Here is a 21,634-nt window from a genome sequence, read left to right as displayed (position 1 = left end):
GGACGCACCCGTCCGGTGGACCGCACGGCCGTCCGCACGCCCTGCCCGCATTCGGTATATCCGCGTAGACTCCGCGCGTGGCCAAGGTAACCAGGGATGACGTGGCGCGGCTGGCGGGCACCTCCACCGCCGTCGTCAGCTACGTCATCAACAACGGACCCCGGCCGGTCGCCCCGGCCACGCGCGAGCGTGTCCTCGCCGCGATCAAGGAACTGGGGTACCGGCCCGACCGCGTGGCCCAGGCGATGGCGTCCCGGCGCACGGACCTCATAGGTCTGATCGTGCCGGACGCCCGGCAGCCCTTCTTCGGGGAGATGGCCCACGCCGTCGAACAGGCCGCGTCCGAGCGCGGGAAGATGGTGCTGGTCGGCAACTCCGACTACATCGGCGAGCGCGAGGTGCACTACCTGCGCGCCTTCCTGGGGATGCGCGTCTCCGGACTGATCCTGGTCAGCCACGCCCTCAACGACCTGGCCGCGGCCGAGATAGACGCCTGGGACGCCCGGGTCGTGCTGCTGCACGAACGCCCCGAGGCGATCGACGACGTCGCCGTCGTCACCGACGACCTCGGCGGCGCCCAGCTCGCCGTGCGCCACCTGCTGGAACACGGCTACCCCTACGTCGCCTGCCTCGGCGGCACGGCGGACACCCCCGCCGTCGGCGACCCGGTCTCCGACCACGTGGAGGGCTGGCGCCGGGCGATGAAAGAGGCCGACATCCCCACCGACGGCCGCCTCTTCGAGGCCCCGTACAACCGGTACGACGCCTACCGGATCGGGCTCGACATCCTCTCCGGCCCGAACCGGCCGCCCGCGATCTTCTGCTCCACGGACGACCAGGCGATCGGCGTCCTGCGCGCGGCGCGCGAACTGCGCATCGACGTCCCGGGCGAGCTGGCGGTCGCCGGGTTCGACGACATCAAGGAGGCGGCGCTCACCGACCCGCCGATGACCACGGTCGCCTCCGACCGCTCGGCGATGGCCCGGGCCGCCGTCGACCTCGTCCTCGACGACGGTCTGCGGGTGGCCGGGGCGCGCCGCGAGCGCCTGAAGGTGTTCCCGTCCCGCCTGGTCGTCCGCCGCTCCTGCGGCTGCGGCTAGCGGAGCCCGGCGGGGGCGGCCGGAGGGGACGGCGGGACCGGGCCGGGCGCCTTGACGGCGAGCGCCCTTATATCGGGCATACGAGGTTCTGCCGGACTTCTCAGTCGCCCCTCAGACTGCTCTCATCGTCGGGCACGAACCTCGTCGGCATGGACGAGACCTTTCGCAGCCCCGGCACCCCGTACGAGAACGAGCGGCCCTCCGCCCCGCCCGCCCCGCAGCACGCCCGGCCGTCCGGCGCGCACGCGCACCCGGACCTGGGCGCGGACGCGCGCTCGGACGCGTCCGCGCGGCCCCGGCCGCCGGGGCAGCAGCGCGTGAGCGGGGCGGAGGGCCTGCCGGCGGGCGGTGCGGCGGACGCGCAGGGGCCGCCGGTGCCGCCGCGGCCCCCGCTGCCTCCTCACCCCCCGGAGTCCTCGCAGACGCCGCATTCCTCGCAGTCCCCGCAGTCCTGGCAGTCCCCGAGGTCCTCGCAGCCCTCGCAGTCCTCGTCGGACGACCAGCGGGGCCCTCGGCGCACGGGGCGCGGGCGCGCACGCCGCGGGCCGGGGGCGCTGCTGGCCGCCGTGGCGATCGTCGCGGCGGCCGTGGGCGGCGGCACCGCCTACGGCATCCAGGAACTCACCGGCCCGGACACGGTCGCCGCGGGCAGCGCGTCGCCCGCGAACGCGGTGCCCGCCGGTCAGAAGGGCACCGTGTCCGGGGTGGCCGCCGCGGTCGGCCCGAGCATCGTCGAGATCAAGGCCGCCACCGGCTCGGGGACCTCCACCGGATCCGGCGTCGTCATCAGCGAGGACGGCGAGGTCGTCACCAACAACCACGTCATCGCGGGCGCCTCCTCGATCACGGTGCGCACCGGCGACGGCACCGAATACACCGCTGAGGTCGTCGGCACCGACGGCAGCAAGGACCTCGCCCTGCTCCGGCTGCGGGACGCCTCGGGCCTGAAGGCCGCCACGCTCGGCGACTCCGACGCGGTGAAGGTGGGTGACCAGGTGGTGGCGATCGGTTCCCCCGAAGGCCTCACCGGCACCGTGACCAGCGGCATCGTCTCCGCTCTCGACCGGGACGTGACCGTCGCGACGGAGGAGGGCCGCGGGCAGCAGCAGTGGCAGCAGGGCGAGGGCTGGCCCTTCGAGTTCGGTGGCCGGGAGTTCAACGGCGACACGGGCGGCTCCACCACGACCTACCAGGCCATCCAGACCGACGCCTCCCTCAACCCGGGCAACTCCGGCGGTGCGCTGATCGACATGAACGGCCACGTGATCGGCATCAACTCCGCCATGTACTCGGCCGGCGGGTCCTCGTCCGACGCGGGCAGTGCGGGCCTGGGCTTCGCCATCCCGGTGAACACCCTCAAGGCCGACCTGCCGGCGCTCCGCGCGGGCGCCACCGGGTGAGCCGGGGCGGCCGGCGGACGTGCGAGGCTTGGAAATCCGGGGCCCCGGCCACGGGACGGGCCGGTACGTGCCGGGAGGCGCCGGGACGGGGACCGGCGACCGGACACCGATCGCCCACCCAGAACCCCCGCCCGAACCCCCGCCCGCCCCGGCCACCGCACCGCACCGCACCGCAGACCCGACCGACCGACCGAGGGAAGCCGACTCCATGAGCTCCGTGCCCGCCGATGGCGACCGTGACCGCGACCGTGGTCCCCAGCGCATCCTGATCGTCGACGACGAGCCGGCCGTCCGGGAGGCGCTCCAGCGCAGTCTGGCCTTCGAGGGGTACGACACCGAGGTCGCCGTCGACGGCGTGGACGCCTTGGAGAAGGCCGCCGCCCACCGGCCCGACCTGCTCGTCCTGGACATCCAGATGCCCCGCATGGACGGCCTGACCGCCGCCCGCCGCATCCGGGCCACCGGTGACACGACTCCCGTGCTCATGCTCACGGCACGCGACACCGTCGGCGACCGGGTCACCGGACTGGACGCCGGGGCCGACGACTACCTGGTCAAGCCGTTCGAGCTGGACGAGCTGTTCGCCCGCATCCGGGCCCTGCTGCGCCGCAGTTCCTACGCGGCGGCCGTGGCGGCCTCGGCCGGGACGGACGACGTCCTCACCTTCGCCGACCTCAGCATGAACCTGGTGACGCGGGAGGTGCGGCGGGGCGGGCGCGCGGTGGAGCTGACCCGCACCGAGTTCACCCTGCTGGAGATGTTCATGGCGCACCCGCGCCAGGTGCTCACCCGCGAGCAGATCCTCAAGGCCGTGTGGGGCTTCGACTTCGAGCCGTCGTCGAACTCGCTCGACGTCTACGTCATGTACCTGCGCCGCAAGACCGAGGCGGGCGGCGAACCCCGCCTCGTGCACACCGTGCGGGGCGTGGGCTACGTCCTGCGGCAGGGCGGCGCGGAGTGAGCGGTGCCCTCCACCGCTTCCGCACGCTGCCGATCCGGGCCCGGCTGTCCCTGCTGGTGGCGGCGGCGGTGGCGTTCGCCGTCGCGGCGGTGTCGGTGACGTGCTGGTTCATCGTGCAGGGGAGGCTGTACGAGCAGCTCGACGCCGATCTGCAGAAGGCCACCGTCCTCCAGGGCCCGCAGCGCGAGGGCGAGATCCGCAGTGCGCTGAACGCCTGCACGGACACCCCCCGCGACACCGTCGACGGCAGCTTCCAGGACACCTACTCCCAGGTGGTCGGCGCCGACGGCACCGTCTGCCTGTTCCCCAGTTCGGCGGGCCGGATCGAGGTCACCGCGTCGGACCGGGAGGTCATCGCGAGCGCGGGCACCGCCTCCTCCGGCGTCCACCGCGACGGCACCGACCAGAACGGCGACCCGGTCCGGGTGCTGGCCCTCCCCCTGGTGATCAACAACCCGTCCACGCTGACGAGTTCGAAAGCGGCCGTGCTCGTGGCGGTGCCCCTGAAGGGCACCGAGGCGACGCTCGACGACCTCGCCCTGATCCTGCTGCTCGTCTCGGGCGTGGGCGTGGTCGGCGCGTCCGCCGCCGGTCTCGCCGTCGCCCGCGCCGGACTGCGGCCCGTCGACCGGCTCACCGAGGCCGTCGAACACGTCGCCCGCACCGAGGACCTGGGGATCCGCATCCCGGTGGACGAGGAGGCCGACGACGAGATCGCCCGTCTGTCCCGCTCCTTCAACTCCATGACGTCCGCCCTGGCCAGCTCCCGCGACCTGCAGCAGCAGCTCATCGCGGACGCCGGACACGAACTGCGCACGCCCCTGACCTCCCTGCGCACCAACATCGAACTCCTCACCCGCAGCGAGGAGACCGGCCGCCCGATCCCGCCGGCCGACCGGGCGGCCCTGCTCGCCTCGGTGAAGGCGCAGATGACCGAACTGGCGTCGCTCATCGGCGACCTCCAGGAGCTGTCCCGCCCCGACACCGGCCAGCACTCCGGCCGGGCCCGGATCGTCGCCTGGCACGAGACCGTCGAGGCGGCCCTGCGCCGCGCCCGGCTGCGGGGCCCCGACCTCACCCTCACCGCCGACCTCCACCCCTGGTACGTCCGCGCCGAGCCGAGCGCGCTGGAACGCGCCGTGGTCAACGTCCTCGACAACGCGGTGAAGTTCGGTCCAGCGGGCACGACCGTCGAGGTCCGGCTGACCGACGGGGTCCTCACCGTCCGCGACCACGGCCCCGGCATCCCCGCCGACGAACTCCCCCACGTCTTCGACCGGTTCTGGCGCTCCCCCACCGCCCGCGCCCTGCCCGGCTCCGGTCTGGGCCTGTCCATCGTCGCCCGCACGGTCCAGCAGGCCGGCGGGGACGTCTCGCTCCGCCCCGCCGCGGACGGCGACGGCACGGTGGCGACGGTACGGCTGCCGGGGGCGCCGACGCCTCCGCCGGAGGTGCCGTAGACGGGCGGGCGGGGCGACGTCCCGGGCGGCTCCGGCCCGGGGGGCGGCCGTCCGCGCCCCTCCGGGCGGGGAGGGTCTCCTACTCAGTCCGATTGAGCGAAAACACCCGGGCGGGAAGGGCCGCGCGGCTCCTACCGTCGTGATCATGACTGCGACGACGCGCAACCGCCTGCTCCTCGCCCTCGCGTGCTCCGCCGCCGGGCTCGTCCTGGCCGGCGCGACGGTGGCCGTCCGGAGCCTGTGGGAGGGGACGCCGTACCCGGCTGCCGATCCCGGCCGGGTCGCCGCGCGGCTGAAGGCCCACGCCCAGCAGGTGCACACCGAGGCGGCACTGCCCCAGGGCCCTGCCGCACCGGCACGCGTCCTCACCGGCACCTGCGCCTACCGCGGTCTCAAGGCGCTGGCCCACATCGACCGGGACCGTACCGACGTGCACAGTTTCCACCTGGACTGGCGCGTGACGGACGTGCCGGAGGCGGTGGCCCGCCGGGCACAGGAGCCGACCCGGCGCCGACTGGAGCGGGACGGCTGGGAGGTGGAGCTGCGGGACGACTCCCGCGTCGGCTTCGGCTTCCGGTTCCGGCACCCCGGGACCGGGGAGGCGGTCGACGTGCACTGGTACCGGCCCACGGGAACCTACGCGGTGTCCGCCTACGCCCCCTGCGGCAAGGTGCCGGACGGCTTCGACGCCCACACCTGGCCGGCGGCCCGGTGGACCCCGGCCTGAGCCTCGGCCGGGGGCCCGGCCGGGGCCGCTCCCGCCGCACACGGCGCGGGGCCGGTGCGGGCGCCGTCGCGTCCCGTACCGGCCCCGGCGGGGGTCAGGCGGTCACTGCACGAGGGTGATGCGGTCCGCGGCCGGCGGGGCCAGCGGGGAGGAGGCCGAGGAGTTGGCCGTCAGGTACTGCTCCAGGGCGGTCAGGTCGTCGGCGCCGACGAGGTCGTCGGTGCCTTCGCCCAGGGTCGGGAAGCCGTCGCCGCCGCCCGCCAGGAAGCTGTTGGTGGCGACACGGTAGGTGGCGTCCGGGTCGATCGGGGAGCCGTTGAGCCGGATGGAGTCCGTGACCACGCGGTCCGCGCCCGACCTGGTCAGGTCCAGGGTGTAGGTGAGGCCGTCGGAGACCTGGAGGATCTTCGGGGCGGCCTCGTTCGGTCCGCTGACCTGCTCCTTGAGTGCCTGGATCAGCTGCGCGCCGGTGAAGGTCTGGAGGTTCACCGTGTTGGCGAAGGGCTGCACGGTGAACGCCTCGGCGAAGGTGACCACGCCGTCGCCCTCGGCGCCGCTCGCCGCGTGGGTCAGGGAGGCGCGGATGCCGCCCGGGTTCATCAGGGCCAGGTCGGTCTCCGGGTCCAGCGTCCTGGCGTACTCCAGCTGGGCGTCGGCGATGAGGTCGCCGAGCGGGGACTCGGTGCCGTCGCGCACGATGTCGCCGGAGATGTAGCCGATCGGGCGGTTGCCGATGGGGGCCGCGAGGGTGTTCCACGTGCCGATGAGGCGGGTCATGTCGGGCGCCTTGGGGACGTCCCGGGTGACGACGTGGTTCGCGGACTTCACCGCCGTGCGGGCGATGTCACCGGTGCGGCGGTCGTAGGTGAGCGTGGTGTCCGTGTAGAGGCGGCCGAAGGACGCGGCCGAGGTGACCGTGCGCGGCTTGCCCGACGGGTCGGGGATGGTGCAGGCGTACGCCGCGTGGGTGTGGCCGGTGACCAGGGCGTCGACGTCCGGCGTGACGTTCTTCGCGATGTCCGCGATCGGACCGGAGATGCCGTCGCCGGCGCCCGGGGAGTCGCAGTCGTAGTTGTAGTCCGGGGACGCCGGGAAGCCGCCCTCGTGGATCAGCGCCACGATGGACTTCACGCCCTTGCGGCGCAGTTCCTTGGCGTACTTGTTGATCGTGACGACCTCGTCCTTGAAGGACAGGCCCTTCACGCCCTCGGCGGAGACGATGTCCGGGGTGCCCTCCAGGGTCACGCCGATGAAGCCGATCTTGACGTCCCGCTTCTTCCACACCCAGTACGGCTTCAGCAGCGGCTTGCGCGAGCGGTCGTCGATGACGTTCGCGGCCAGGTAGGGGAAGTCGGCGCCCTTGAACTTCTTGTCCGTGTAGCAGCCGTCCGTGGGGTGGCAGCCGCCGTTCTGGAGGCGGCGCAGCTCGCGCGCGCCCTCGTCGAACTCGTGGTTGCCGACCGAGGTGACGTCGAGGTCCAGCTTGTTCAGCGCCTCGATGGTGGGCTCGTCGTGGAAGAGTCCCGACAGCAGCGGGGAGGCGCCGACCATGTCGCCGCCGGCCGCGGTGACGGAGTAGGGGTTGCCCTTGCGGGCCTCGCGCAGGTGGGTGGCCAGGTACTCCACACCGCCCGCGTCGATGGTCCTGGTGGTGCCGTCCGGCTGCTGCTCGGTGACCCGGCCCGAGGAACCCGTCGGGGGTTCGAGGTTGCCGTGCAGGTCGTTGAAGGACAGCAGTTGCACGTCCTGGTACCGCTTCGCGTGGTGGTGGCCGTGCGAGCCGCGCTTGCCGCCGTGGTGCTCGCCGGCGCTCGCCGCCCCGGGCAGCGCCGCCGCGGCCAGCGCCCCGGCGGTGAGCACACCGGCGGCGGCGAGAAGACGGTGGGTACGGCGTCTGCGGCGCGGCTGGTGCGCCGGGGATGTGGCTGGCATGCGCCCCCCTGTGGGTCGACGTGGGTCCGGGCGGGGCCGTGGGACACGGCGGGCCGCCCGGCGCAGCCTAAGGTCAACGCGCGTAGCGCGACAGGGGTTTCCTGGTTACAGCCTGGTCTATCTTTCGCGCGCCCCGGGGACGGGACCCCCCCCAGAGGGGCCACCCCCGCGGGTTCCCGTCCGCGCCCGCGACCCGCTCGCCGCCCGCCGGTTTCCGGCCCCGGCCCTTACCCTCGTACGCATGACCAGCGACGACATCGCACGGCCCGGAAGCCCCCGTTCGCTCCAGACCCTCGACGCGCTCTCCCCCGAGCAGACCGAGGCGGTGCTCGCCCTGCTCGCGGAGGCCGCCCGCACGGACGGGCAGCAGGCGGTGTCCGAGCAGGGGCGGTTGCAACTGCGCGGCGGACAGCGCGAGGGCGTGTCCCACCTGCTGCTCACCGTCGAGGGTGAACTCGTCGGCTACGCCCAGCTGGAGGACACCGACCCGGTGGAACCGCCCGCCGCCGAACTGGTCGTGCACCCCTCGCACCGCGGGCGGGGACACGGGCGGGCCCTCGGCACCGCGCTGCTCGCCGCCTCCGGCAAGCGGCTGCGGGTCTGGGCGCACGGCGGCCACTCCGCGGCCCGGCACCTCGCCCAGGTCCTCGGGCTCACCCTGTTCCGGGAACTGCGGCAGATGCGGCGGCCGTTGACCGGCTTCCAGCTGCCCGACGCGGTGCCGCCGGAGGGCGTGACCGTGCGCACCTTCGTGCCCGGCCGGGACGACGCCGCCTGGCTCGCGCTGAACGCCGCCGCCTTCGCCCACCACCCCGAGCAGGGCTCGCTCACCCAGCGGGACCTCGACGACCGCAAGGCCGAGGAGTGGTTCGACCCCGAGGGCTTCTTCCTCGCCGAACGGGACGGCCGGCTCGTCGGCTTCCACTGGACCAAGGAGCACCGGGAGGAGGGCCTCGGCGAGGTGTACGTCGTCGGGGTCGGACCGGACGCGCAGGGCGGCGGGCTCGGCAAGTACCTCACCACGGTCGGCCTGCGGCACCTCGCCGACCGGGGCCTGCCCACCGCGATGCTCTACGTCGACGCCGACAACAAGGCGGCCGTGTCGGTGTACGAGCGCCTGGGGTTCACCACCCACGAGACCGACCTCATGTACCGCACGGAGACCTGACACACCGCACGGAGGCGTGACACCGGCCCCGGGAAGCCGCCCGGCCGGGGCCTTCCCGGGGCCGCCGTCACGGCCGCGCCCCGCTCGGGCGGCCCGCCCGTCCGGTGACCGGCCGCCACGCCCGCCGCCGCAGCGGCTCCGGCGCGCACGCCGCCCCCACCACGACGACCGCGCACAGCAGCACCGCCCACCGGTCGTGCGCCGCCGCCCACCGCTCGTCGCCGGGCACCACGAACAGGGCCCATCGCTCCGGCCACAGCAGCGGCGCGACGACGGCCGCCGCGATCAGCCCGCCCGCCACCGCCTGCCCCGGCCGGACGCCGTACGAGCACCGGACCGCGCAGGCGGCCCCGGCCAGGGCGAGGGCGGCGACGGTGGCCGCCTCCAGGGTCATGCCGGCGGCCGGGGGCCGGACCGACGGCGGGACGAGGAGCAGCGCGGCCGTCCACCACAGGGCGGCGACCGGGGCGACGAGCGCCAGGCGCAGGGTGTGCCGGACCGCCCGCCGGGTGGGCACGGCGGCCGTGGTGTGCCGGGCCGGGTCGTCCAGGAGGAACGCCAGGCCGACGGCGAACGCCACGGTGGCCGCCCTGAGCACCTGGACGGTGAACCACGCGTCCGGGTTCTGCGTCAGCCGGGGCGACACGGCGAGCAGCAGGCCCACCGCGCTCCCCGCGCCGATCGCCCGCCACGGCACGGTCCGCGCCATCGGCCGCACCAGCCCGGGCACCCGTGCCCGCCGTCCGGCCGGGTGTCCCGCGGGCGGTCCGCCGGGCGGTGCCGCCCGTTCCGGCCCGGCCGCCGACGGCGTCCGCCGTCCCGTCACAGGCACGTGTCCTCCCCCTCCGGCGACGGCAGTCCCAGCACCTCGGCGACCCGGTCGGTCGTCACCTTCGGGGCGGTCAGCTCCCGCCAGTTCGCCCGGACCTTCTCCGCCACCTCGGCGCGGGGACGGTCCAGCAGGGCGCGGACCACTTCGGTCTGCGCGGCCGTCATGTACGTCGGCTCGGTCTGCGAGATGACGAGGGCGCTGCCGGTGTCGCTGTCGTCGAGGCGGACCCGGCGCAGGTCGGCCACCGGGTCGGGCCGGCCGGCCAGCGCCAGCCACATGACGGTGACCGTGCGGCCGTCGCAGAACGCGGCCGCGTCCTTCTCGGTGCCGGCGACCAGCACGCCGGCCACGGCGGTGGTGAACTCCGGGACGCGGTTGCCGCCCCAGGAGGTGCCGACGGTCACCTCACCGGGCCGGGTCAGCGCGGGGATCGACGAGTCGCCGGTCAGGCCGTACCGCGCCTCCACGCGCTGCCGGACGACCAGCGGCCGGTCCGCCGCCGCGTCACCGGCGAGCGCGGTGACCGACTCCAGGGCGTCCGCCCAGTCGCCGGTGCGCGCGGTCCACTCCGGGAAGGCGCAGTACCGCACACCGTCGCGGACGGTGCACTCGTGCACCTGCTGCGGGACGGCCGAGTAGCGCGTACGGGCGTCCTTCGTCTCCGGGGACACCCCGCCGGCCTGCCCCACCGCGCCGGCCAGGGTCAGCAGCACCGCGCCCGCGGAGGCCGCCCGCAGGGTCCGTACCCGTCCGGCACCGGACAGCAGGACGGCGGCGAACGCGAGGGTCAGCCCCAGCCCGGCCAGGTACAGGGCGTGCCAGGCGGCGGGGCGGCCGATCAGCTCGGACGGCAGCGTGTGGGAGCCGCCCTCCGCGACCAGCGGCATCAGCCAGCGGGTCGCGCTGTCCTCGTCGGTGTCGACGGAGGAGAACAGGCCGAAGAACAGGCACAGGACGATCAGCAGGGGGGCGGCGAGCGCCGACCTCACCAGCCGGGCCAGCAGGGCGCCGGAGGATCCGAGCAGCAGCACGCACAGCGGACCCACGAGCAGTTCGCCGGGCGAACCGTGCCCGACCGCGCCGGGCTTGAGGGCCTCCCAGGTGAACTGGGCCGCCACGCACCCCGCGGTGACCAGGGTCAGCGCGCCGACGGACAGCAGGTGGGCGAGGGTGCGGCGCCACCGCGGGAGCACCAGGACGGTCAGGTGCCGTTCGGTGTCGTGCCGCCCGTCCCGCAGCATCGCCTGGTTGACGCACAGCAGGACGGCGAAGCCGACGAGCAGCGGGCCGTTCTGGGTGGCGCGGTCGGCGTCCTGGAGCGCGGGGAAGCCGTCCCAGGAGGTGCGGGTGCTCCACACGGTCAGGGACACGTACAGGGCGAGCGCGACGAGGACGGGCACCCGCAGCAGCAGTCTGCGGGTCTCGAAGCGGGCCAGGGCGAACACGGCCGCCCAGGAGCCGCCGTCTCCCGTCGGGACGGCCGGCCGGGTGGGCGTGGGGTTCTCGGTCACGGTGGTCACGCCGTCACCTCCACGCCCGCGTCGTCGAGGGTGAGCAGGTAGCCGTCCTCCAGGGTGGGTTCGAGGAGTTCGGCGCCGGGCGGCGGATCGCCGACGTTGCGGTACGTGCCCTGGCCCGTGCGCCAGCCGGCCTTGGCGCCGGGTGCGCGCTCGGCGCTGCTCCACACCCGGCCCCCGGCCCGGGCGGTCAGCTCGGCGGGGGTGCCCTCGAAGCGGACGGTGCCGGCGGCCATGACGACCACCCGGTGGCAGAGCATCGCCACGTCCTCCGTCTGGTGCGTGGACAGCAGCACGGTGCGGCCCTCACCGGCGTGGGCGATCAACTCGCGGAACCTCATGCGCTGTTCGGGGTCGAGGCCGACGGTCGGCTCGTCCAGGACGAGGAACCCGGGGTCGCCGACCAGCGCGGCGGCCAGGGCGACGCGCTGGCGCATCCCGCCGGACAGCTTCTTGATGCGCTTGCCGCGCACGTCACCGAGGCCCACCTCGTCGAGGACCCGCCGCACCTCGCGGTGCCGGGCGGAACGGTCGGTGAGCTCCTTGAGGATCGCCACGTAGTCGACGAACTCGAAGGCGGTGAAGTCGGGGTGGAAGCCCGGCGCCTGCGGCAGGTAGCCGAGCGCGCGCCGGACCTCCTGGCGTCCGCGCGAGGTGGCGGGGTCGTGGCCGAGCACGGTGAAGGCGCCCCGGTCGGCGGGTACGGCGGTGGCCAGCACCCGCAGCAGCGTGGTCTTGCCCGCGCCGTTGGGCCCGAGCAGCCCGGTGACGCCGGTGGACAGCGTCAGCGACACGTCGTCGAGGGCGCGGGTGCCCCCGTAGCGGAGGCTCAGCCCGGAGGCGGAGACGGAGGGGGTCATGCGGGAACTCCCGTGGATCGCGCGGCGCGGGCCGCGAAGGGACGGAGAAGGACGGGTGGGGCCGGGTCTTGAGGAGTGGCGACGGGCGGGGTGGGGCGGGGCAAGGAGAGGCGGAGCGGGCCGGGGGCGGCGGGGCCGCCGGGCCGGGGACCGGCCGGGCCGGGGACCGGCCGGGCCGGCGGCTCCGGTCACCCGGTCACCCGGTCGCCGGGCCGCCGCCGAGGTCGAAGCGTTCGCGCAGCAGCAGGATGAGCGCGGCTCCGGCCGCCGCGACCAGGGCGGACGCGCCCTGCCCCACCGCGGTGAACGGGGCCAGCGGGTCACCCTCGCCCTGGCGGACGGCGTCCGCGGCGACCAGCACCGCGACCCAGCCGCCGCCGACGAGCAGCGGCGCCGCGGCCGGGCCGAGCCGGGGAGTCAGGGCGAGGCACGTGGCGGTGAGCGCGAGCGCGGGCAGCAGCCAGGCCAGGGCTCGCGGGCCGTACCCGGGCAGGGCGAGCGTGGCCAGCCCGTTGAGGCCCAGCGCCACGGTCAGGACCGCCACCGTACGGATCATCAGCAGGCGGAACCCGTGGGTCGGAGCGACCACCGCCATCTCGTACGTGGGGTCCAGGGCGGGACCGTAGGACAGCGCCACCCCGGCGAGGGGCAGCAGCGGCGCGAGGGCGAGGAAGAGGGTGGGCGAGCCGGTGTCCCGCATGGCGTGCGTCGCCAGCACGGTGAGCAGCAGGACGGCGACGACCGCGGCCAGCCAGGAGCGCCGCAGCACCGGGGTGGCCGCGAGCAGCCGCGCGGTGTGGTCGGCGACACCGGCCCGCACCAGCAGCGACTCCAGCAGGCCCGTGCGGGGCGCGTCCAGGGCGGCGTCGAGCCGTTCCCAGCCGGCGTCCAGGGCGACGGGGTCGGCGGACTCGGCGAGCACGGCCCGGCAGGCCGCGCAGGCGATGAGGTGGCTGTCGGCCGACCAGAGCATCGGCGCCGCCAGCTCGCCGCGCGCGTAGGCCCGCAGGTCCTCCTCGGGGACGTGCCAGCTGCCCTGCGCGCCGGAGGCGCCCCGCGCACCGCCGTCCCGGTCGTCGCCGGCCGCGCCGTCCCAAGGTGTGTACGTCATGCCAGCGCCTCCCGCAGTTGCTTGCGGGCACGCATCGCCCGCGTCTTGACCGTGCCCGGCGGGATGCCGAGCAGGACGGCGGCCTCACGGGTGGTCAGCCCGTCCAGCACCGTCGCCTGGAGCACCGCGCGCAGTTCCGGGGAGAGCCGGACCAGCGCACCCGCCAGGTCCCCGTGCTCCACCCCGGCGAGCACGCGCTCCTCCGCCGAGGCCTCGTCCCGGTGCCGCAGCCGGGCCAGCGTCTGCCGCAGCCGGCCCCGGGCCCCGGCGCCGCGCAGGGCGTCGACGAGCCGCCGGGAGGCGATCCGCCACAGCCAGCCGGCGGCGTCCGCACCGGTCTCCCGGTAGCGGGCGGTGCCGCGCCAGACGGCCAGGAAGGTCTCCTGGACGACGTCGTCGACGACCCCCGCGTCGGAGCACCGGCTGCGCATCCGGGCGGTCAGCCACGGCGCGTACCGCCGGTACAGCTCCTCGAAGGCGCTCCGGTCCCGCTCCCCGGCGATGGCGGCCAGCAGCTCGCCGTCGCTTCTCGTTTCGCTCACGTCTCCCTCATCGCACGAGCCGCCCCGATCGGTTCACTCCCGCCGACGGGAGATCCCGATTGACTTTTCCGGCCCCCTCCACCACCCTTTCACTACTCAATTAGTGAAAGGGTGGTTCATCGCGTGGTCGACTACCGCATCGACCGGCACTCCGGCGTCGCCACCTACCTGCAGATCGTGCAGCAGACCAAACAGGCGCTCCGGCTGGGGATGCTCCGGCCCGGCGACCGGCTGCCCACGGCCCGGGAGGTCGTCGAGGCCACCGCCATCAACCCCAACACCGTGCTGAAGGCGTACCGCGAACTGGAACGCGAGGGCCTGGTGGAGGCCCGGCGCGGCCTCGGCACCTTCGTGCGGCGCGGCCTCGGCACCGCCGCCGCCTCCCCGCTGCGCGCGGAACTGGAGGACTGGGCGGCCAGGGCCCGGCAGTCCGGGCTGGAACGGGAGGACGTCGCCGCGCTCTTCACCGCCGTACTCGACACGCACTACCCGGACCACCGGACGACCCCCCAGGGAGACCCGTCATGACCCACCCGGCCATCGAGGCGACCGCGCTCGGCAAGCGCTTCGGCCGGCGCGGGGGGTGGGCGCTGCGCGACTGCTCCTTCCGCCTGCCCGCCGGCCGCGTCTGCGCCGTCGTCGGCCCCAACGGCGCCGGCAAGTCCACCCTGCTCGGCCTGGCCGCCGGACTGACGGTGCCCACCGAGGGCGCGATCACCGTGCTCGGCAGCCCGCCCGCGTCCGCCCGGCCCCGCGTCGGCTACGTCGACCAGGCCAAACCGCTCTACCCCCAGCTCACCGTCGACGAGACCCTGCTCATGGGCGCCGACCTCAACCCCGGCCGCTGGGACGCGGACACGGCGGCACGCGTGGTGGCCGGCGGCGACCTGGACCCCCGGCAGCGGATCCGCGCCCTGTCCGGTGGCCAGCGCACCCGCGTCGCCCTCGCCCTCGCCCTCGGCAAGCGCCCCGACCTGCTGCTGCTCGACGAGCCGATGGCCGCCCGCCCTTGCCGCGTGCACCCGGTTCGTCGTCAACCCGGTCGAACTGGCCCTCCGTGTACACCAGTGTGACGTCGATGCCCAGTTCCCTGGCACCGTGGACGGGGGCGGGCCGGCCGCCCACGACGGCGATCCGGTGCCGCGCGGTCATGCGGGGGCTCCTTCGGTCCGTGCGGTCACGGGCGTGCTCGGATGCACCTCGCGCTCGACGCGCGGCAGGATCTCCGGCAGGTAGATGTCCTGGATCGCCGACTCCTCGCCGTGCGCCTCCCAGTGGGCGCGGGAGGCCCAACGCTCGACCAGCACGAACCGGCCGGGCTCCTCCTCCGACCGGTACGCCTCCCAGCTCACGCAACCGTCCTCCGCACGGCACAGCGGACGCATGCGGGCCAGGGCGTCGCCGACGGCGGCCACGTCCTGCGGGTCACGTACGCGGACGATGACGATGAGGTCGAACATCACTGCTCCTTGAGGACGGTGCGGGCGAGGGCGGACAGCCACTCGGCGACGGGAGTGAAGCGGTGGCCGTACGATGCGGCGCGCTCGGACGCCATGAAAAGTCGGCGGGGCAGGAGAACGGGGACAGGTCGGCGTCGCCCGCCGGATCCTGCTTCTCGACCACCCGGGCGGTCAGCCCGGTGGCGGCCTCCACGGCCGCGCAGACGTCGTACACGTCGGCCGTGTCCGGGGACGCCACGTTGAAGAGGGTCTCTCCGTGCCTCCGCCGCACCGCCGTCGTCATGACAGCACTCCTCCACGCCCTCCCCCTCCCTCCCCCCTCCCGCTCCCTCTTCCCCCTCCCCCGGACCGTCCGCCCCCGGCGCGCACCGCCTCCCCCACCCCTCCCGGACCGCGCCCCGGTAGAGGGCCTGGTCGCGCGCGGCTGCGGCGGTCGGCGGGCGGCTCGCACGGGAGCCGGTCCGGTCGCCGTGGTGATCCCGCATCCGCAGGACGTCATGTCGCCGTAACCGTCGGTTCAGACGGGCTTGGGACCCTCGGCGCATGCAACCCGCCGCGCCAGAGCCGACGCCGCCCACGGGGCGGAACGGGCGGAACGGGCACGCCCCGGCGGCCCCACGGTTCCCGCCCGCGGTTTCCGGCGCGCCCGGGAGGGGGTCCGCGCGGAACAATGGGTCCATGAGCCAGCCGAATGCCCAGGCACAGGTACAGCACGCGCAGCCCTCCGTGGGCTCCATCGCCGCGCACCGTCCGCACACCGTGGCGGGCGTGGTCTCCGATCTGGAACCCGACATCGACGCCGACCTCGACGGCTACGAGGAGCTGCCGGACGGCGACGCCGCCGCCCTGCCGCAGGACCGCTTCCTCGACCGGGAACGCAGCTGGCTCGCCTTCAACGAGCGCGTCCTCGAACTGGCGGAGGACCCCGACACCCCGCTGCTGGAGCGCGCCAACTTCCTCGCGATCTTCGCCAGCAACCTGGACGAGTTCTTCATGGTCCGGGTGGCCGGCCTCAAGCGCCGCATCGCCACCGGGGTCGCCACCCGCTCCGCGTCGGGGCTGCAGCCCCGCGAGGTGCTGGAGATGATCTGGGCCCGCTCGCGCGAACTGATGGCCCGGCACGCCGCCTGCTACCACGAGGACGTCGCCCCCGCACTCGCGGAGGAGGGCATCCACCTGGTCCGCTGGAACGAGCTGACCGAGAAGGAGCAGGCCCGCCTCTTCACCCTCTTCCGGCACCAGATCTTCCCGGTGCTGACCCCCCTGGCGGTCGACCCGGCGCACCCCTTCCCGTACATCTCCGGCCTGTCCCTGAACCTGGCCGTCGTCGTCCGCAACCCCGTCACCGGGCACAAGCACTTCGCCCGGGTGAAGGTGCCGCCGCTGCTGTCCCGCTTCCTGGAGAGCTGCCCGGGCCGCTACGTCCCCCTGGAGGACGTCATAGCCGCCCACCTGGAGGAGCTGTTTCCCGGCATGGAGGTGCTGGAGCACCACGCCTTCCGGCTCACCCGCAACGAGGACCTGGAGGTCGAGGAGGACGACGCGGAGAACCTGCTCCAGGCGCTGGAGAAGGAGCTCATGCGGCGCCGCTTCGGCCCCCCGGTACGCCTGGAGGTGGAGGAGTCCATCGACCGAGAGGTGCTCGACCTCCTGGTGCGCGAGCTGAAGATCAGCGAGGCGGAGGTCTACCCGCTGCCCGGCCCGCTCGACCTCACCGGCCTCTTCCGCATCCACAGTCTGGACCGGCCGGAGCTGAAGTACCCGAAGTTCATCGCGGGCACCCACCGTGACCTGGCGGAGGTGGAGTCCGCGTCCGCCCCCGACATCTTCGCCGCGCTGCGCAGCCGCGACGTGCTGCTGCACCACCCGTACGACTCCTTCTCGACCTCCGTGCAGGCGTTCCTGGAGCAGGCCGCCGCCGACCCGGACGTCCTCGCCATCAAGCAGACCCTGTACCGCACCTCGGGCGACTCCCCGATCGTGGACGCCCTCATCGACGCGGCAGAGTCCGGCAAGCAGGTGCTGGTGCTGGTCGAGATCAAGGCCCGCTTCGACGAGCACGCCAACATCAAGTGGGCGCGCAAGCTGGAGGAGTCCGGCTGCCACGTCGTCTATGGCCTGGTCGGGCTGAAGACCCACTGCAAGCTGTCCCTGGTGGTGCGCCAGGAGGGCGAGACGCTCCGGCGCTACAGCCACGTCGGCACCGGCAACTACCACCCGAAGACGGCCCGCCTGTACGAGGACCTCGGCCTGCTCACCGCCGACCCGCAGGTCGGCGCCGACCTCTCCGACCTGTTCAACCGCCTCTCCGGCTACTCCCGCCGGGAGACCTACCGGCGGCTGCTGGTCGCCCCCAAGTCGCTGCGCGACGGCCTGGTCTCACGGATCGACAAGGAGGCCCAGCACCACCGCGCCGGGCGCCCCGCCTACGTGCGCATCAAGGTCAACTCGATGGTCGACGAGGCCGTCATCGACGCCTGCTACCGGGCGTCCCGGGCGGGCGTGCCGGTGGACATCTGGGTGCGCGGCATCTGCGCGATCCGGCCGGGCGTGCCGGGACTGTCGGAGAACGTCCGGGTCCGCTCCGTCCTCGGCCGCTTCCTCGAACACTCGCGGGTGTTCGCCTTCGGCAACGGCGGCGAACCCGAGGTGTGGATCGGCAGCGCGGACATGATGCACCGCAACCTCGACCGCCGCATCGAGGCCCTGGTGCGGGTCACCGACCCGGCCCACCGGGGCTCGCTGAACCGTCTCCTGGAGACCGGCATGTCCGACGCCACCGCGTCCTGGCACCTGGACGCGGACGGCGAGTGGACCCGGCACGCGACCGACGCCGACGGCCGGCCCCTGCGCAACATCCAGGAGATGCTCATAGACGCCCGGAGGCGCCGGCGTGGCACCGCAACACCCTGACCCGACGCACCCGGCGGCCGGACCCGTGCCGGCCGCCGCCCTGGAGCGGCACCTGCGCGCCCAGGCCACCGCGTTCCTCCGCGCGCTGCGCCTGCACCGGGAGACCGGCACGGGCGCGGCGCCGGAGGAGTCCGCCGAGGCGGCGCGGGCCCTGCGCCGCTCGGCCCGCCGTATCAGTGCCGGGCTGCACACCTTCCAGCCGCTGCTGGACCGGGACTGGGCGCAGGCCCTCAGTCCGGAACTCGCCTGGGTCTCCGGCACCCTGGCCGTGGAGCACGGCTGCACGGCCCGCCTGCAGCGGCTGCTGGCGGCCCTGCACCGCCTCTCCGGCGCCCCGGTCCTGCCCACCCAGGCGGCACCCGCCCCCGGGACACCCCCGGCCCGCGCCGCCTCCCGGCCGCCGGCCGCCCACGGCTCCCCCGCCGCGCCCCCGCCCGGCCGTCCCGGCACCGGCGCACCGGCCCCGGCCCGGTCCCGTACCACCACCGCCACGACGGCCGTCCCGCCGCCGTCCCCGGCCACCACGGCGACGGCCCCGGCCCCCGGCACCGCACTCTCCCTCCCCGACCGGGGCAACCTGACCGTGGGCGCCGTCAAGGCGGGCGCCCTGCTGGACCGGCAGCTCACGCTCGCCCGGACCCGCGCCCACTCCACCGCCCTCCAGGCCCTGCGCTCCTCCCGCTTCCACGCGGTCGCCGACCAGGTCGCCGTGCTGGCCAGCGAGGTCCCCCTGGCCCCGGCCGCGGACCGGGCCGACCTGCGCGCCCCGGCCGCCGCCGCCCGGGACCGCCTCGCCGACGCCGTGGCCGCGCTGCCCCTCGTCACCGCGGGCAGCCCGTACAACGCGGAAGCGCTGATCCACGGGCTGTCCCCGGACCCGGCCCCCCACCCGCAGGACGCCCCCTGGCACCAGGTCCGCCTGCTGCTGCGGCTGCACCGCTACGCCCGCGAGGTGCTGCGCGACGGCGAGGCCGGCGGCGGGGAGGCCCCGCCCACCCCCGCCGACGCGGCCCTGCTGGCCGCCGGCACGGCCCTCGACCGGCACCGGGACGCGGCCGAGGCGGCGACCGCCGCCGCACAGGCGGCCCGCACCCCGCGCATCGCCCCCGCCACGGCGTACGCGCTCGGCGTGCTCCACGCCGACCAGCGGCACGAGGTGGAGGCCGCCCGGTACGCGTTCCAGCGCTGCTGGCGCAAGGATGTCCTCGGGGCGCCGTAGGCCACCCGGGCCCAGCGGGCACCGCCGGGACGCCCCGGCCGCGCGGCCCGCGGCACGTGCACCGGCCGAGGTCCAGGAAGGCGGGACTCCCATGGCGGACGGCACCCTCACGGTCCAGGCGGCGGGCTGCGTCCTGTGGCGGCACTCCCCCGTGACGGGTGAGCTGGAGCTGTGTCTCGTGCACCGTCCCCAGTACGACGACTGGTCCTGGCCCAAGGGCAAGCTCAAGCGCGGCGAGGACCCGCTGGCGGGTGCCCTGCGCGAGGTCGCCGAGGAGACGGGCCACACGGCCGCCCCCGGTGCCGAGCTGCCCTCCGTGCACTACCTGGCCGACGGCCGGCCCAAGCGGGTCCGCTACTGGGCCGCCCGGGCCGTCTCCGGCGGCTTCACCCCGAACGACGAGGTCGACCGCGTCCTGTGGCTCCCCCCGGACCGGGCCCGCCACCGCCTCACCGCGCCGCGCGACGCCGGCCTCGTGGACGACCTGCTCGCCCACCTCGCCGCGTCCGGCGACCGGGACGGCCGACCCCCCGCGGGCCCCGCGTAGGGCGGCACCCCGCGTGCCACCCGTGCCCCGCCCACCCCGTTCAGCCCGCCCGCCCCGTCCACCCCGTCCCGCCGCGCCGACGGACGGCTGCCCGACCGGGCCACCGCACGACCGGGCGACCGCACGACCGGGCGACCGCACGCCCCGGACGGACCGGTGCTCCGGGCCGGGAGAGCGGACCGGGCGGGCGGACCGGGCCGACGCCGGCCGTATGCGGGCGCGTACGCGCCCGGCCCGCCAGGCCGGTTCCCAGCCCGCCACCGGCCCCGCCCCAGCCCCGCCACCGGCCCCGACCGCGACCGACCCGGACCGGCCCCACCCCGGCCCCACCCCGGCCGCAACCCGCCACCGCCCCCGCCCTGCGCGGCCCCGGTCGCGGCGGCACCCGGCGGACCGACCCCTTCCGCCCGGTATCGACCCGTGTCCGGGACGTGAGCGTTCCGTGACCTCACCGCACCGTCCTCAGGGGTTCACCCCTCGTTCATGTACGGCCATCGGCGGCTTCACCTGTTCTGCCTAATTTCGGCCGTGCACGATGCGGCTCGACCGCCGGCCCGGCGCCCGGGCGTCCGCATCACCCACACTTCGCGCACGCCGCCGAAATCAGGACGGCGGCACCTGGAAGGAATTCAAGTGAAGCTTCAGCGCAAGAACCGGCGGGCCCTCGCTCTCGGCGCTCTCGCCGTCTCCGGCGCCCTGGCCCTCACGGCGTGCGGCTCCGACGACACCTCCGGCGGCAGCGGCGGCGACGCGTCCGCCGCCACGCAGGCCGGGAACATCAAGTGCGACGACGCCCGGGGCCAGCTCCAGGCGTCCGGCTCCTCCGCGCAGAAGAACGCGATCGACGCGTGGGTGAAGCAGTTCACCGCCGCCTGCAAGGACGTGCAGGTCAACTACAACCCGACCGGTTCCGGCGCCGGCATCACCGCCTTCACCCAGGGCCAGACCGCCTTCGCCGGCTCGGATTCCGCGCTGAAGCCCGAGGAGGTCGAGGCGTCGAAGAAGATCTGCACCGACGGCCAGGGCATCGACCTGCCGATGGTCGGCGGCCCGATCGCGGTCGGCTTCAACGTCCCGGGCGTCGACACGCTCACCCTGGACGCGGCCACCATGGCCCAGATCTTCGACAACAAGATCACCAACTGGAACGACGAGGCGATCAAGAAGCTCAACCCCGACGCCAAGCTGCCCGACCTGAAGATCCAGGCGTTCCACCGCTCCGACGAGTCCGGCACCACCGACAACTTCACCAAGTACCTCAAGGCCGCCGCGCCCAAGGACTGGACGTACGAGCCGGGCAAGTCGTGGGAGGCCGAGGGCGGCCAGTCCGCGCAGGGCTCCTCCGGTGTGGCCCAGCAGGTCAAGCAGACCGCGGGCGCCATCTCCTACTTCGAGCTCTCCTACGCCAAGGACGGCATCAAGACCGTCGACCTCAAGACCGAGGCCGCCGAGCCGGTCGAGGCGACCGTCGAGAACGCCACCGCGGCCATCGGCGCCGCCAAGGTCGTCGGCACGGGCAAGGACCTGGCGCTGGAGCTGGACTACACCCCGAGCGCCGAGGGCGCCTACCCGATCGTCCTGGTCACGTACGAGATCGTCTGCGACAAGGGCAACAAGGCGGAGACCCTGCCCGCCACCAAGGCCTTCCTGAACTACATGGCCTCCGAGGACGGCCAGGGCCTGCTGGCCGACGCCGGCTACGCCCCGATGCCCGACGAGATCATCACCAAGGTCCGCGACACCATCGCGTCCCTCAGCTGACCCGCGTGTGCGGACCGGCCCCCACCGGGTCCGGTCCGCACACCGTCCGGTGCACCGCCATCAGGAGCCGCCGGCCCCGACGGCTCCGACCGAGCCGCCCCGACGGACGGCTCCGCAGACCGGA

18 protein-coding genes and 1 pseudogene are annotated in these 21,634 nt (G+C 74.9%); 12 read left to right on the top strand and 7 right to left on the bottom strand.

Annotation, left to right across the window (positions count from 1 at the left end; translation table 11 throughout):
* Positions 1–77: 77 nt before the first annotated feature.
* From ACSU53_RS16665 to ACSU53_RS16645, 5 genes are all read left to right on the top strand, one after another.
* The gene (locus ACSU53_RS16665; RefSeq protein WP_437028557.1) at positions 78–1,100 is read left to right on the top strand and encodes a LacI family DNA-binding transcriptional regulator; all 1,023 of its coding nucleotides are present in this window, start codon (positions 78–80) and stop codon (positions 1,098–1,100) included.
* Between the two features lie 149 nt (positions 1,101–1,249).
* Positions 1,250–2,500 carry a S1C family serine protease gene (locus ACSU53_RS16660; RefSeq protein ID WP_437028555.1) on the top strand — a complete coding sequence of 417 codons (1,251 nt, stop codon included), beginning with the start codon at positions 1,250–1,252 and terminating at the stop codon, positions 2,498–2,500.
* A gap of 208 nt (positions 2,501–2,708) precedes the next feature.
* Positions 2,709–3,461: a response regulator transcription factor gene (locus tag ACSU53_RS16655; RefSeq protein ID WP_437028553.1), complete on the top strand. Its 753-nt coding sequence runs from the start codon at positions 2,709–2,711 to the stop codon at positions 3,459–3,461.
* Positions 3,458–4,921, top strand: a complete 1,464-nt coding sequence (locus ACSU53_RS16650; RefSeq protein ID WP_437028551.1) for a sensor histidine kinase — start codon at positions 3,458–3,460, stop codon at positions 4,919–4,921. The genes ACSU53_RS16655 and ACSU53_RS16650 overlap by 4 nt, the downstream gene beginning before the upstream one ends.
* Before the next feature lie 145 nt (positions 4,922–5,066).
* Positions 5,067–5,648: a hypothetical protein gene (locus ACSU53_RS16645; protein ID WP_437028549.1), complete on the top strand. Its 582-nt coding sequence runs from the start codon at positions 5,067–5,069 to the stop codon at positions 5,646–5,648.
* 102 nt (positions 5,649–5,750) lie between these two features.
* On the opposite strand, the gene ACSU53_RS16640 is transcribed toward ACSU53_RS16645, so the two are convergent.
* Positions 5,751–7,580 carry a bifunctional metallophosphatase/5'-nucleotidase gene (locus ACSU53_RS16640; RefSeq protein ID WP_437028546.1) on the bottom strand — a complete coding sequence of 610 codons (1,830 nt, stop codon included), beginning with the start codon at positions 7,578–7,580 and terminating at the stop codon, positions 5,751–5,753.
* A gap of 241 nt (positions 7,581–7,821) precedes the next feature.
* Between ACSU53_RS16640 and mshD the strand changes: the two genes are divergently transcribed.
* A complete protein-coding gene (gene mshD, locus ACSU53_RS16635; RefSeq protein ID WP_437028544.1) occupies positions 7,822–8,748 on the top strand; it encodes a mycothiol synthase in 927 nt (308 codons plus the stop codon).
* 67 nt (positions 8,749–8,815) lie between these two features.
* Here mshD and ACSU53_RS16630 read toward each other — a convergent pair whose 3' ends face one another.
* From ACSU53_RS16630 to ACSU53_RS16610, 5 genes are all read right to left on the bottom strand, one after another.
* Complete coding sequence (locus ACSU53_RS16630) at positions 8,816–9,457, bottom strand: ABC transporter (protein ID WP_437028542.1); 642 nt, start codon at positions 9,455–9,457, stop codon at positions 8,816–8,818.
* Positions 9,458–9,570: 113 nt separating this feature from the next.
* On the bottom strand, positions 9,571–11,100 hold the full coding sequence (locus ACSU53_RS16625) for an ABC transporter permease (protein WP_437028540.1): 1,530 nt from the start codon (positions 11,098–11,100) through the stop codon (positions 9,571–9,573).
* Entirely contained in the window at positions 11,097–11,957 is an 861-nt protein-coding gene (locus ACSU53_RS16620; protein WP_437028538.1) for an ABC transporter ATP-binding protein, read from the bottom strand. The genes ACSU53_RS16625 and ACSU53_RS16620 overlap by 4 nt, the downstream gene beginning before the upstream one ends.
* Positions 11,958–12,153: 196 nt before the next feature.
* Positions 12,154–13,068, bottom strand: a complete 915-nt coding sequence (locus ACSU53_RS16615; protein WP_437028536.1) for a zf-HC2 domain-containing protein — start codon at positions 13,066–13,068, stop codon at positions 12,154–12,156.
* Positions 13,065–13,610 carry an RNA polymerase sigma factor gene (locus ACSU53_RS16610; RefSeq protein ID WP_437028534.1) on the bottom strand — a complete coding sequence of 182 codons (546 nt, stop codon included), beginning with the start codon at positions 13,608–13,610 and terminating at the stop codon, positions 13,065–13,067. Before ACSU53_RS16610 ends, ACSU53_RS16615 begins: the two co-directional genes overlap by 4 nt.
* A 123-nt stretch (positions 13,611–13,733) precedes the next feature.
* Here ACSU53_RS16610 and ACSU53_RS16605 point away from each other — a divergent pair, with 123 nt between their 5' ends.
* On the top strand, positions 13,734–14,138 hold the full coding sequence (locus ACSU53_RS16605) for a GntR family transcriptional regulator (protein WP_437033241.1): 405 nt from the start codon (positions 13,734–13,736) through the stop codon (positions 14,136–14,138).
* Positions 14,135–14,611, top strand: a pseudogene (locus ACSU53_RS16600) (ATP-binding cassette domain-containing protein); the annotation flags it as partial. The gene ACSU53_RS16605 and the pseudogene ACSU53_RS16600, both read left to right, overlap by 4 nt.
* A 147-nt stretch (positions 14,612–14,758) precedes the next feature.
* On the opposite strand, the gene ACSU53_RS16595 reads toward ACSU53_RS16600, so the two are convergent.
* The gene (locus ACSU53_RS16595; protein ID WP_437028532.1) at positions 14,759–15,070 is read right to left on the bottom strand and encodes a putative quinol monooxygenase; all 312 of its coding nucleotides are present in this window, start codon (positions 15,068–15,070) and stop codon (positions 14,759–14,761) included.
* A gap of 543 nt (positions 15,071–15,613) precedes the next feature.
* Between ACSU53_RS16595 and ACSU53_RS16590 the strand changes: the two genes are divergently transcribed.
* The 4 genes from ACSU53_RS16590 (at position 15,614) to pstS (ending at position 21,510) form a co-directional block, all read left to right on the top strand.
* A complete protein-coding gene (locus tag ACSU53_RS16590; protein WP_437028530.1) occupies positions 15,614–17,983 on the top strand; it encodes an RNA degradosome polyphosphate kinase in 2,370 nt (789 codons plus the stop codon).
* Positions 17,964–19,202 carry a CHAD domain-containing protein gene (locus ACSU53_RS16585; protein ID WP_437028528.1) on the top strand — a complete coding sequence of 413 codons (1,239 nt, stop codon included), beginning with the start codon at positions 17,964–17,966 and terminating at the stop codon, positions 19,200–19,202. Before ACSU53_RS16590 ends, ACSU53_RS16585 begins: the two co-directional genes overlap by 20 nt.
* Positions 19,203–19,293: 91 nt before the next feature.
* Entirely contained in the window at positions 19,294–19,749 is a 456-nt protein-coding gene (locus ACSU53_RS16580; protein WP_437028526.1) for an NUDIX hydrolase, read from the top strand.
* 633 nt (positions 19,750–20,382) lie between these two features.
* Complete coding sequence (gene pstS / locus ACSU53_RS16575) at positions 20,383–21,510, top strand: phosphate ABC transporter substrate-binding protein PstS (RefSeq protein WP_437028524.1); 1,128 nt, start codon at positions 20,383–20,385, stop codon at positions 21,508–21,510.
* Positions 21,511–21,634 lie beyond the last annotated feature (124 nt).

This window comes from Streptomyces sp. enrichment culture (genome assembly GCF_964273255.1).
Classification (GTDB): domain Bacteria; phylum Actinomycetota; class Actinomycetes; order Streptomycetales; family Streptomycetaceae; genus Streptomyces.
The sequence above is the reverse complement of the archived record's forward strand: the minus strand, read 5'-3'. Positions and strand labels throughout refer to the sequence as shown.